General features: G+C 60.0%; 9 protein-coding genes. 3 read left to right on the top strand and 6 right to left on the bottom strand.

What is annotated here, in order from left to right; genetic code table 11:
* Window positions 1–8: 8 nt before the first annotated feature.
* A complete protein-coding gene (locus tag KBY66_RS06450) occupies window positions 9–251 on the bottom strand; it encodes a hypothetical protein (protein ID WP_255088433.1) in 243 nt (80 codons plus the stop codon).
* Between the two features lie 53 nt (window positions 252–304).
* On the opposite strand from KBY66_RS06450, the gene polA reads away from it, so the two are divergent.
* Window positions 305–3,313, top strand: coding sequence for a DNA polymerase I (polA, locus tag KBY66_RS06455; RefSeq protein WP_255088434.1), 3,009 nt, complete (start codon window positions 305–307; stop codon window positions 3,311–3,313).
* Between the two features lie 3 nt (window positions 3,314–3,316).
* Here the strand turns inward: polA and KBY66_RS06460 are convergent, their stop codons facing one another.
* Both KBY66_RS06460 and KBY66_RS06465 read right to left on the bottom strand, forming a co-directional pair.
* Window positions 3,317–3,655: a nucleotidyltransferase domain-containing protein gene (locus KBY66_RS06460; RefSeq protein WP_255088435.1), complete on the bottom strand. Its 339-nt coding sequence runs from the start codon at window positions 3,653–3,655 to the stop codon at window positions 3,317–3,319.
* Entirely contained in the window at window positions 3,642–4,079 is a 438-nt protein-coding gene (locus KBY66_RS06465; protein WP_255088436.1) for a HEPN domain-containing protein, read from the bottom strand. Before KBY66_RS06465 ends, KBY66_RS06460 begins: the two co-directional genes overlap by 14 nt.
* 65 nt (window positions 4,080–4,144) lie before the next feature.
* Between KBY66_RS06465 and KBY66_RS06470 the strand changes: the two genes are divergently transcribed.
* Together KBY66_RS06470 and KBY66_RS06475 are read left to right on the top strand one after the other, a co-directional pair.
* Window positions 4,145–5,329: an aromatic ring-hydroxylating oxygenase subunit alpha gene (locus KBY66_RS06470; RefSeq protein WP_255088437.1), complete on the top strand. Its 1,185-nt coding sequence runs from the start codon at window positions 4,145–4,147 to the stop codon at window positions 5,327–5,329.
* Window positions 5,330–5,404: 75 nt separating this feature from the next.
* Window positions 5,405–5,866: a hypothetical protein gene (locus KBY66_RS06475; RefSeq protein WP_255088438.1), complete on the top strand. Its 462-nt coding sequence runs from the start codon at window positions 5,405–5,407 to the stop codon at window positions 5,864–5,866.
* A gap of 15 nt (window positions 5,867–5,881) precedes the next feature.
* Here KBY66_RS06475 and KBY66_RS06480 read toward each other — a convergent pair whose 3' ends face one another.
* The 3 genes from KBY66_RS06480 to KBY66_RS06490 all read right to left on the bottom strand — a co-directional run bounded on the left by KBY66_RS06480 (window position 5,882) and on the right by KBY66_RS06490 (window position 11,010).
* On the bottom strand, window positions 5,882–7,303 hold the full coding sequence (locus KBY66_RS06480) for an exopolysaccharide biosynthesis polyprenyl glycosylphosphotransferase (RefSeq protein ID WP_255088439.1): 1,422 nt from the start codon (window positions 7,301–7,303) through the stop codon (window positions 5,882–5,884).
* A 1,145-nt stretch (window positions 7,304–8,448) separates the two neighbouring features.
* Window positions 8,449–9,696: a glycosyltransferase family 4 protein gene (locus KBY66_RS06485; protein ID WP_255088440.1), complete on the bottom strand. Its 1,248-nt coding sequence runs from the start codon at window positions 9,694–9,696 to the stop codon at window positions 8,449–8,451.
* 252 nt (window positions 9,697–9,948) lie between these two features.
* On the bottom strand, window positions 9,949–11,010 hold the full coding sequence (locus tag KBY66_RS06490; RefSeq protein WP_255088441.1) for an NAD-dependent epimerase/dehydratase family protein: 1,062 nt from the start codon (window positions 11,008–11,010) through the stop codon (window positions 9,949–9,951).
* Window positions 11,011–11,770 lie beyond the last annotated feature (760 nt).

The following is an 11,770-nucleotide window of genomic DNA, read 5'->3' on the forward strand; positions in this document are numbered from 1 at the left end:
GGGCAGGGTCACTCCTCGATCGAGCCGTACTGGGGTTCGATCCGGATGGCGCTCACGGCGCTGGGCCGAAGCACCAGGTATTCGCCGTCGAGGTCGCCGATCGGCACGTTGATGAAGGCGTCGGTCGGACCGGCGTTCAGCACGCCGCCGTACCACTGCTGAAAGGCCTCGAGGCTGGCGAAGTGAACCAGCTCCTTCTGGCCACCGATCAGAAGCAGATGGATGGCGTAGCGGCGGGGCTGTCGGGCCATGGCAGCGGCGGATACCGGCTCACAATGGCCCCGATGGTGGCAGGCTGGGGGGAATGGAGCTAGCCCCCCCCCCAGCAGCCACTGTTTCCTCGGATCCATCCAGCCAATCCGGGCAGAGCGAGCGGCCGCTGCTGCTGCTGGTTGATGGCCATTCCCTGGCCTTCCGCAGTTTCTATGCCTTCGCCAAGGGGGGCGACGGCGGCCTGGCCACCAAGGAGGGGGTGCCCACCAGCGTCACCTATGGATTTCTGAAGGCGCTGCTGGAAAACGTGAAGGGCTTGTCACCCCAGGGGGTGGTGATCGCCTTCGACACGGCCGGGCCCACCTTCCGCCACGACGCCGACGCCACCTACAAGGCCCACCGCGACGAAGCCCCCGAGCACTTCTTCACCGACCTGGCCAACCTGCAGCAGATCCTCTCCGAGGCCATGGATCTGCCCCTGTGCATGGCGCCGGGCTACGAAGCCGACGACGTGCTCGGCACCCTGGCCAACCGGGCCGCCAACGGGGGCTGGCGGGTGCGGATCCTCTCCGGTGACCGCGATCTGTTCCAGCTGGTCGACGACGGGCGCGACATCGCCGTGCTCTACATGGGCGGCGGCCCCTACGCCAGGAATTCGGGTCCGACCGTGATCCGGCGTGAGGGGGTGATCGCCAAGCTGGGCGTCACCCCCGAAGAAGTGGTGGACCTCAAGGCCCTGACCGGCGACGCGAGTGACAACATCCCGGGCGTGAAGGGGGTGGGCCCGAAGACTGCCATCAGCCTGCTCCAGGCCCACGGCGATCTCGATGGCATCTACGGGGCGCTTGATCAACAGAAGGGGGCCCTGAGGGCGAAGCTCGAAACCGACCGCCAGAAGGCCTACCACTCGCGGATGCTGGCCGAGATCCTGATCGACATCCCGCTGCCGAGCGAGCCACGGCTGGCGCTGGGGAGCGTGGATGGCGGGGCCTTGGAGCGGCGGCTCCAGGAGCTTGAGCTGCACAGCCTGGCGCGGCAGTTGGGAGCGTTCGAGCGGGTGTTTTCCGCCGATCACACCCCGCGCCCTCAGGCCCCGGAACCGGCCACCCCAGCGCCTGAGGCTGGGGAGGAGCCCACTGCTGACCTCACGCCTGGGCCCACCTCGGAGCCCGAGCAGGGGGCCAGGCCAGCACTCTGTCCCCAGATCATCTCCACCGCGTCGCAGCTGGAAGCCCTGGTGGCGCGGCTCTGGGCGGCCACCGATTCGTCCACCGATCCGGCCGCCCCAGTGGCCTTCGACACCGAGACCACCTCGCTCAACCCGTTCAAGGCGGAATTGGTGGGCCTGGGCCTGTGCTGGGGCGAGGGGCTCGCTGATCTGGCCTACATCCCGATCGGCCACCAGCCGCCCATGGCCGCCGATCTGCTGAGCGAGCCGCCCTCGCCCCCCGAACAACTGCCCCTGGAGACGGTGCTGGCGGCCCTGGCCCCCTGGCTGGCGAGCCCTGCCCACCCCAAGGCGCTGCAGAACGCCAAATACGACCGGCTGATCCTGCTGCGCCACGGCCTGGCCCTGGGCGGCGTGGTGATGGACACCCTCCTGGCCGACTACCTGCGGGACGCCAACGCCAGGCATGGCCTCGACGCCATGGCGGAGCGGGAATTCGGCTTCGTGCCAACCGCCTTCAGCGAGCTGGTCGCCAAGGGCGACACGTTCGCCTCGGTGCCGATCGCGGCGGCGGCGCTCTACTGCGCCATGGACGTGCACCTGACCCGCAGGCTCTCGGCGCTGCTGGCGGCGGAACTGGCGGCGATGGGGCCCCAGCTGAGCACCCTGCTCAAGGATGTGGAATTACCCCTGGAGCCGGTGCTGGCCCTCATGGAGGCCACGGGCATCCGCATCGACACCGCCTACCTGGCGGAGCTGAGCCTGGAACTGGGGGACCAGCTGCTGCGGCTCGACCAGGAGGCCAAGGCGGCCGCCGGGGTCGACTTCAATCTGGCCTCCCCCAAGCAACTGGGGGAGTTGCTGTTCGACACCCTCGGGCTGGATCGCAAGAAATCGAGGAAGACCAAAACTGGCTGGAGCACCGATGCCGCCGTGCTCGAGAAGCTCGAAGACGACCACCCGGTGGTGCCCCTGGTGCTGGAACACCGGATTCTGAGCAAGCTCAAGAGCACCTATGTGGACGCGCTGCCGCTGCTGGTGGAGCCGGAAACGGGGCGGGTGCACACCGATTTCAACCAGGCGGTGACCGCCACCGGGCGGCTGTCGAGCAGCAACCCGAATCTTCAGAACATTCCAATCCGCACGGTGTTCAGCCGCCGGATCCGCAAGGCCTTCCTGCCCCAGGAGGGCTGGAGCCTGATCAGCGCCGACTACTCCCAGATCGAGCTGCGCATCCTCACCCACCTCTCCGGCGAGGAAGTGCTGGTGCAGGCCTACAACGACGGCGACGACGTGCACGCGCTCACGGCCCGGCTGCTGCTCGACAAAGACACGGTGACCCCAGAGGAGCGGCGCCTGGGCAAGACGATCAACTTCGGCGTGATCTACGGCATGGGCGCCCAGCGGCTGGCCCGGGAAACCGATCTCAGCGGCGCCCAGGCCAAGGAGTTCCTGAGCAAGTACAAGCAGCGCTACCCGAAGGTGTTCGCCTTCCTGGAACTGCAGGAGCGGCTGGCCCTCAGCCGCGGCTACGTGGAGACGATCCTGGGCCGGCGGCGCCCCTTCCCGTTCGATCCCAACGGGCTCGGGCGGCTGCTCGGCAAGGACCCGCTGGAGATCGAGCTGGACGTGGCCCGCCGGGCCGGCATGGAGGCCCAGCAGCTGCGGGCGGCGGCCAACGCGCCGATCCAGGGTTCCTCGGCCGACATCATCAAGCTGGCGATGGTTCGGCTGCACCACGAGTTGGAAGCCGAGGCTCTGCCAGCGCGGCTGCTGCTGCAGGTGCACGATGAACTGGTGCTGGAGGCCGCCCCCGAGGCTCTTGAGGCTGTGCGCGCGCAGGTGAAGGCGGTGATGGAGAGCGCCGTGACACTCAAGGTGCCCCTGCTGGTGGAGACGGGAGTGGGGCCGAACTGGATGGAGGCGAAGTGAGGGCTACGTCACCCGTTGCCAGATCCAGCGGGCATCGCGCTGGAGTTCCCGGGCCATCCGCTGACCAGAGGCCATCAGGGTGTCCAGTTCGACGGGCGTCAGCACCAAGGCATCACAACAGAGCGGCAGTTGCTCCAGGGGCCAGGGCAGCAACCTGCCGTGCTGGGGGCCCTCGGCGGCGGCATCGATCAGCAGCAGATCCAGATCACTGCCCACCCCGGCGGTGCCGCGGCCATAACTGCCGAAGACGGCCACCCGTTGCAGGGAGGGATGGACCTGGCCCTGGCGCTCCGCCCAATCGGACACCTCACGCAGCACCTCGGCCGCATCAGGCCAGCGCATCACGGATTGCGTCAACAAGCGAACGGGCATGGCGAAAGGCGTCGTCGCTCTGCAAACGCCCGAAATGGTCGGTGGGGGCGCCATCCGGAAGGCTATCGGGATAGCGGGTGGGGATGTAGAGGGCGTCGAGGATCCGCAGGCGATCTTCCAGATCGGATACAGCCTGGGTCAGGGCTTCTCGATCCGGAGAAGGCAGATCACGGAAGGCCCGGCCGAGGCCATGGCCCCAGGTCTGCTGACCACGCTGCAAATGCAAGGCCTTGAGCGCCTTTTCCACCGCCTGATGGCAAGCAAAACAGGCCCATTCGTGGTGGCCGGCCTCGGCGCTGACCCGGGCCAGACCGAGATCGGCCAGGGACTGGTGTATCCAGTCGGCGGAACGGTTCATCCAGACGGGCAACGAGCCGAAAACCGAGGATGGCACCGGCACAGGGCATCAGCCAGCCCAGCCGGGCGCCTTAAGGTACTTCATCGAGCAACTCCTGCAGTATGGATGAGCGGCAGCGTTCCGATTGGGCACGCTCCCTGAGCAATCCAGAGGCCTTCGCGAACGAGCAAGCCTGTTTTCGCCCGGTCTGGACGGTGCTCTGCCTCACCACCGACATTCCCAACGACAACGATTGGATTCGTTGCCGTCTTGGCGGGAGCTCCGTCTTCGTTCAGCGCTTCGGCACCACGATCAGGGGTTTTGAAAATGTGTGCCGTCATCGTTTCCATCCGATTCGCACCAAGGCGAAGGGATCGGGGCTGGTGCGCTGCGCTTTCCACCACTGGGTGTACAACCAGGCGGGGGAAGCGGTGGGCATTCCCCAGTGCAAGAAGCTCTTCGGGGTGACACCCAGGGAGCTGGGCGCGAGGCTTGAGGAGATCGAGATCGCCACCTGCGGGTTCCTCATCTTCGGCCGTTTCTGCCGCCAGATCACTGCCGGGACTGGCGCCGCCAGAGCGGATGAATCCCTAGAGGAGTATCTCGCCGAAGCCTGGCCGATCCTGCAGGCGATCGGCCAGGTGACCATCCCGCCTCACACGGCATGCAGCTCCGTGAGAGCGAACTGGAAGCTCCTCTATGAGCTCACCCTGGAGGAATACCATCTGTTTGCGGTGCATCCCTCCACCTTCCGGATGCTCTTTTCCGTTCATCCCTCCAGTTTCGGCAAGGCCGGCTATCTGGATCCCGACCATGCCCATTACCCGCGATTCGGGCGCCACAGTGCTTTTTTCTACAAGGGCCAGCCTGGTGATCTAAGGGAGATGGCCGAGAGCTGCCAGGCGGGCACCTACCGCCCCGGGGGCTATCGCATTCTGCAGATCTTTCCGAACCTGCTGGTCAACCACTACCGGGTGTTGCAGAGCTGGTATGTATCGATCACCCAGTATGTTCCCGAGGCCCACGATCGCACCACCGTGCGCAGCTGGTATTTTCCAGCCCCCTTTCCGATCGATGACCGATCCTGGCTTCACCGCGTTGTGCGCCAGATCACGGAGCCGTGGCTGCCGTTCTTTGTGGGCCCGAGTCTGCGCCGAATCACCGGGGAAGACCATGCCGTCTGTGAAACGATGCAGCCGATCGCCGGGCTGATCACCGAAGCGCCGATCCTCGGTGGTGAGGAACAGCGGATCGGCTGGTTCCGAGAGGCCTACGGGGATGCTCTGCTGGCGGTGAGCAATCCATGATCAGAAGCTGGCGGGAGGGCGCCGAAAAAGCCGAAACCTGCGCAAGGATTGACCGATCTCTGAGCACGGCGCGGCATGCAGGCAGGCAATGGAGACCCCGGGGAGAACCGCGGCGCTGAGCGCAAGCCCCGCCAGCGCAGCCGCCGGCGGGAGCTGTTCTGCCCGGCCCATCCGGAGCAAAAGCTGCTGGGCAACGGCAAAAAGTACTTCCTGCACCTGCTCACCTCCGAGCAGCTCAAGCAGCGGGGCATGCCCGATGGCAAGGCCCGTCTGGTGATCAATGCCTTTCCGGTGCTGGTGCTCAGCAACGAATGGATCGAGGAGCTGTTCTGCGCCGATTGCGGCTCCAGCCACTGGTGCCACGTGGTGCGCCTCGATTCGGTGAACCACACCGTGCGCTGGGCGCCCCGCGACCTCTGGCAGCAGGTGGCCCACGTGGATCCGGTCGGCGGCAACCCCAGCGTGAGCCAGTTCACGGCCCGGCAAGCCCGCCGCCACAGCCGCAAGCGCAGTGACGGCAAATCCTGGTTTGGCTGACAAAGCCTGGACGGTTTAGAAGGCGTTGGGGGATGACAAGCCGAACACGGTGCGCAGCATGATCTTGATATCAAGGCGTAACGACCAGTCACGCTGGTAGCGCAGATCCGCCTCGATGCGGCTGGCCATCGATTGCAGGGTGGAGGTTTCGCCGCGCCAACCCTCAACCTGGGCCAGGCCGGTCATGCCGGGCTTGAACTGGAGGCGCTGCATGAAGGCGGAGATCTGAGGACGGAATTTTTCGTCCAGAGAAACCGGGTGGGGACGTGGACCCACCAAGCTCATTTCTCCCTTCAATACATTGATGAGCTGAGGCAACTCGTCAAGGGACCAGCGGCGAAGAAAGCTTCCTAAAGGGGTAACACGAGGATCATTGCGTTTAGCTTGGACATAAACCAGGCTATCGCCTGGCTCCATGACAGTCATGGTTCGAAACTTAAAGATACGAAAGCGTCGACCTTTAAAGCCATAACGATCCTGACAAAAGAGAACAGGACCAGGGCTTGTGAGCGAAATCAAGCCAGCTATCGACAAGAGAAGAGGAGATAAGACAATAAGCAGCACTAGCGAACCAAACAAATCAATCAGCCTCTTGGCTTGACGCTGGAGATTGGCTTCTGGCGGTCCCCAGAGGCAAAACACCAATTGACTGCCAAGCCGGTCTATGTTGAATGTCATCCCCTCCTGGGCCCAGTGGGGAACGTAGTAAACCGGCAGACAGGTATCACCGAAGAAATGAATCACTTCGGACATAGAAAGATGGTTGGTGCGGCGATCAGGGTAGTAACTGAAATAGATCTTGTCGGCCGTGTTCGATTCCAGCCAGCGCCGCAGTTCGGAGAGACCCCCCTGGGATGGGGGAATGGATTTCGGCAGGCTGGTGGGCTCTGGGGAGGGTGATTCAAACCAAGCCGCCAGCCGCAGGCCCAGATGGGGGTGGGCGACGAGCTGTTGATTGAAGAGGTCGGCCGTATCGGCGGGTCCCCAATAGATCACTTGGCGGCTGTTCCCTCCTTTGGCGCGATAACTGCGGAGAAGCTGGCGCCCCCCCAGGTGGCAGAGGAGAAACCAACCTAGGCTGAGAACAGTCCAGACGATGACAGAAAAACGCGAGAAAGAATCGCTGGTTTTGGTGAAGAAGGCGATCAACAACAGGATCGTGATCATCGTCAACCAGCTCACCAGCAGGCGGCGCAGCAACAGCACCAAACTCTCCTGTCGATAGCTCTGATAGATGTTTCCTTGGTTGAGAACAAGGGCGGAGACGACAAGAATACAGAATCCGGCCTGCTCAAACAAACTGCCCTGGCTGGGATAAGCGCCCGTGTTCCAAAAAGAGAGCAGGAGAAAGGTGCCGCTGATCACCAGCGGATCCAGCCAACGCTGAATGAGGTTGAGATCCTTGCTGTAAAGCCTGAGCAGCCCAGTGGATTTCATTGAACCTGAAGCTAAGCGACTAAAGTTATCAGGGAATATCGAGCTTTTGCTCGAATTTGGTCAACACCGCATCCCGATCCCAGTCCAACAAGGCCAGTTGGCGAGCAGCGGCCCCCAGGCGGGCTCGCCGGGGGGATCCTCAGCCAGGGCCTGGGCGGCGTCAGCGAGTGCAGCCGCATCACCGCGGGCGGGTGACCACGCCTTCTGAGGAAGCAGGTGGAGATCGGCGAGTGCAGCAGGGAATTGAAACGCTCCGACGGCTGCAGGGGCAGGAAGCGCACCCTGGGGAGATCTCCGCAGGAGGCTTCGAAGGCGGCGCGGGTGGGTCCGGCGCCGCAGAAGATCCAGTGGAGGGTGGGTAGGCCGGCAAGCCGCGAAGCGCATGCGCATTCGGCGAGAACGTCCAGCCCCTGCTTGCGGTTCATGCTGCAGGAATACAGGGCCACCACCGCATCGGCGGGCAAACCCAACTCGGCTCGCCAGTCTGGCTGGGCGGGCGTAGGTTCCGGCTCGATGGCGTCGCAATCCACCCAGTTGGGAAAGAGCCAGATGCGGCTGGGCTCCACCCCCTTGTGGCCAGGGCTGATTCAAAGTGTGTCGTAGGTGCTCAGGCCTGAGCCGCCAACTTTGTGACTGCCTGGAGTTCATATAGTGCTCATGATTCGTGGTGCCCTAATATTGTTGGAATCGGGAATGGTGTTCATCACGCAGAAGGGTGTCCAGTCTAAGATGCCCTCTAATAAGCCCCTGTCGTTGACCTCAATTTCCAGCTCCTCAACCGCAAGCGAAAGGCAATGCCTATGCTGAGGTTGAACAGCTGCTGCAGCACCAGCATCTTGAAGAGGTTGAGCGGATCATTTCGCTTAAAACCCGCATTTCACTTGCGTTCGTCGCTTAACCTTGCTCCAGCAGTTGGCTAAAGTCCTCTCAGGGAATCGTCTCAGTAGAGCTGCCAACGTCGGATTTACGCGTTGAAGATGTAGAGCTCGCTTCTCCTCATCCCAGAATCAACTCAATTCAGTTTTGCACCATTGGAATGTATAGTTTCTATCGTGGCATTAAAGCGGTGCCATATATACTTAGGCATTTATCAGGTGCACTTAAGTCAAGCCATATTGCGAGTTGGAAACACGTTCATTTCGGTTTCAGATACGAAACTTCTGCGCATGATTGAAAACGAGAACCTCAAGCGAAGATTCCCAGTCCCCTAGCACAGTGTTCCGATCAAAAGCCTTAACCGCCTCTAGCCCGCGCCACCCAGTCTTTTCTCGGAAAACAGCATCATTGGCATAGGTCTCTAAGTTTTGCTGCAATCCCGGTAAATCGCCGTAGGGGCTTACCAAGCCAAATCTGCCGGCAACGATGGCTTGTGCCAATTCTGAGCTTGCGTCAGCGGCCACCAACAATGGCTTCTGCCGTGCCATCAAACCCAACAGCTTGGATGGGAAAAAGTTGTCCCCTGCGCCGCTTCGTTGAGAAACGAAGATCAAATCTACATCCGTGAGCATCTCCTTATACTTGTTCTGGTCGAGGAATGGCAAGAAAGTGAGATTTTTAAGCTGCATCTCATCCGCCATTGTTGAAAGGCGTGGTTTGTCAGCACCATCCCCGATCACAAAGAAATAGAAGCGTGGGTCGTGCTCTACGGCGCTTGCTAGCCGAATCAATGAATCCACTCCCTGCTTCACTCCTAGATTTCCTGCATATGCAACTGTAAGCTTATTAACGGCGGCCGAATGCTGGTTTAGGAAGCGCCCAGACGGGGCAGCGCCAGCGTATTCCTTTACATCCACCCAGTTTGGAACAAGCCTTGTTTTGTGTGATGGTACGCCCTTCGCCCAAACCTTCACCAACATGCCATCAGAAATCGTCGTGACCTGATCGGCTTGGCGGTAGATCCACCCCTCAAGGGTTTGCATAATCCGAGACAGGGGACCTGTCTCCAGCATGCCGAGAGCAACAGCAGCGTCCAAGGGAAGATCCTGAATATTGATGACGAGCGGTCGACACCATACCTTTGCCGCCAACAACGCGACGAAACCCAGAAAAAATGGTGGTGTAAAGATGACGATGACATCAGGACGACCTGCACGTAGAAAGTTCAGTGCAGCAAACAGGCAGAATGAGGCCTCGTGCAGCAAGCGCTTGAAGGTCGATACCTTGCGGGGAACGTAGAGATACCCGCGTAGTGTGCGAACGCCTTGGTATCTGCCAGTCGCAAGCAACCTTCCTCTGTCCTCGGGACTTTTCTGCCAGCGCGGGTAGTAGGAGAACCCCGTCACCATAGTGACGCAATGGCCACGCTCTGCAAGATAAACAGGAAAGTCTGTCGAATAAACGCCAATACCTGCGTGATCAGGTGCGAAAAAACTGCTCGAGACCAGGACCTTCATTCGTGCGTCAACAGGGGGGGACTAGTGTCAATGATCGCTATTAGCCGATTAATGATGTATCTAGCAAGGGGAGTTTGTGCCATGTTTGTTGACCACAAGATTCCGTCGATAATGATCAGGAAAACATGGTAAACCAACACTCGAGCACAATCATATTGATGGAACCAAGTCGAAACATCTCCTAGGCAGAGCTTACAGCTAGCAGAAGTCAAAGCGGAGTTACTAACATTCTTATGGAAAAGTCACTACTGCTTACTTACCTTTTCGATGCTGCCATGCCTCGACAATCTGGCGAACAGTGTCTTCGAGAGAGTGAGTGATGTCCCAAGATGGATAATGCGCACGCATCTTTCTGAGATCCGAGTAGTAACAAATATGGTCGCCGATGCGACAATCGTCTATGTACGCATAGTCTTGGGCCTTGCCAGTGTACTTCTCGGCAAGCTTGAAGGCCTCTAGTATTGATGTGCTGTTGGCCTTACCACCACCAAGGTTGTATACCTCACCCACGCGAGGAGCAGCGACAAATGCTGCGATGAAACGGGCTACATCATGAGAATGGATGTTGTCACGCACCTGCTTGCCCTTGTAGCCAAAGATCTTATATTCTCTATGCTCCACATTGCACTTAACCAGGTAGGAGAGAAAGCCGTGCAGCTCAACGCCGCTGTGATTCGGGCCGGTCAAACAGCCTCCCCGAAGTGCGCATGTGGGCATGCCAAAGTAACGCCCGTATTCCTGAACCATCACATCGGCAGCAACCTTCGATGCCCCGAAGATGGAGTGCGTGGACTGATCGATGCTAAACGTTTCGGGTATCCCTTCCGCGTAGGTGGGGTCTGCGTAGTCCCAACGGGTTTCCATCTCCCGTAGCTCGATTCGATTTGGTGCATCGCCGTACACTTTGTTTGTACTCAAGTGCACAAAGGGGGATTCCGGGCACGCCTGTCGAGCGGCCTCCAGAAAATTCAGTGTTCCAACGGCGTTGGTATCAAAATCGTCGAAGGGGATCGCTGCAGCTCGGTCGTGGGAGGGCTGGGCAGCCGTGTGAACGATGGCAGAAGGCCCAAGCGATTTCACCAGGGCAATGACCCCGCCACGATCGCGGATATCCAGCTCATGATGGTGAAAATTGGGAAGGTCCTGCTCAAGTCGGCTTTGATTCCACCGAGTGTCGCCCTGTGGCCCAAAGAAGACAGCCCGCTGATTATTGTCCACCCCGTGGACCTCGTAGCCAAGCTCACGGGCAAAATAAACACAGACCTCCGATCCGATCAGGCCGGAAGAGCCAGTGACGAGCAAAGTCTTAGCCATAAATCAAAAAATCTATTGTTGGGTTAGGTCGTCTGAATGTGGGGAGCAGTAAGGTCAAATCAGGGAAACTCCAGACATTAGGGAAGCTGAGCGAGATCGACACGAAGAGTTAGACTACAACAACTTACTTACCTACGTAATCACAAAGAAAACCCTTTCGTCAAGAGATTTTTTCAAACCAAGACATAAGGGCACTTCACAAAGTTGATATTCCCGAGGAAAGTTTCAGATCTCACATTCAACCTCTCGTTTGTCACATTCAACCTCTCGTTCTGCTCGAATCCGCATGATGGGTGGCAGCAGCCAGGACTTCAAGACGGGGCCATAAGTTCCGAGATGAATGATCAGGAAGCCAGCCTCACTACTTTTAAAATGCCGTACAGGTATCGCAGAAAGTCATAAATCAGATTGGACAGACCACACCAAGCCCTCATTGCCGGCAGGCAGTTCTGCCTTGACAGCTTGCCGCGCATCCAGGTTGTAATGAGCCTAAAGGCATGCTCAACCCTTGCCCGCACGCTTAACAGCACCTTGTTTTCTCCTAGGTGTGTAGTCCCACCACGTTGTTCAGCTGACGATTGGGTGTGAGGTCGCCAGGGTCGGGGTGTCACCGCCCGTCCCAAACCTCACACACCATGCATAGCCACCCCAATGCCCGATTGACGCCCATCGGTCGTGAACGCCTGATCTGCAGGCATCTCGATGATGGTGTGCCGCTCAAAGCCCTTGCGGCAGAAGCCGGGATCAGCCTGCGCAGTGC

The sequence above is a fragment of the Synechococcus sp. Tobar12-5m-g genome (genome assembly GCF_024345415.1).
In the GTDB taxonomy this organism is placed as follows: domain Bacteria; phylum Cyanobacteriota; class Cyanobacteriia; order PCC-6307; family Cyanobiaceae; genus Regnicoccus.